The sequence below is a fragment of the Shewanella gelidii genome (assembly GCF_014647855.1).
In the GTDB taxonomy this organism is placed as follows: domain Bacteria; phylum Pseudomonadota; class Gammaproteobacteria; order Enterobacterales; family Shewanellaceae; genus Shewanella; species Shewanella gelidii.
The window spans coordinates 158,324-158,848 of sequence record NZ_BMPZ01000008.1; the positions used below are offsets into that span (position 1 = coordinate 158,324).

The window sequence follows — 525 nt, forward strand, 5'->3', positions numbered from 1 at the left end:
CAACGAAGTGGTCAGCACCGCTGAAGATACGCCGATTACGGGCTCAGTATTGGAAGGCACTTCTTCCGTCGAAGGCGATGTCACCGTGGTCAGCTTCTCGGTCGCCGGCGATAACAGCACCTACAATGCAGGCGATAGCGTCACCATCGCCGGTATTGGGGTGTTGATCTTAAACACCGATGGCAGCTACAGCTTTACCCCGGCTCTGAACTACAACGGCCCTGTACCGGTCATCACTTACCTGCTCACCGATGGATTGAGTCCCGATACCTCAACCTTAACCATTTCGGTCACGCCAGAAACCGATCCGTTTGTGGATGCGAACGAAGTGGTCAGCACCGCCGAAGATACGCCGATTACGGGCAGTGTTTTGGAAGGCACATCTTCTGTGGAAGGCGGTGTCACCGTGGTCAGCTTCTCGGTCGCCGGCGATAACAGCACTTACAATGCGGGCGATAGCGTCACCATCGCCGGTATTGGGGTGTTGATCTTAAACACCGATGGCAGCTACAGCTTTACCCCGGC

General features: G+C 55.6%; 1 protein-coding gene. It reads left to right on the forward strand.

Annotated features, from left to right (window positions below; translation table 11 throughout):
- On the forward strand, positions 1-525 hold a 525-nt coding region (locus tag IEY18_RS13855), incomplete at both ends, for a cadherin-like domain-containing protein (RefSeq protein WP_194468932.1).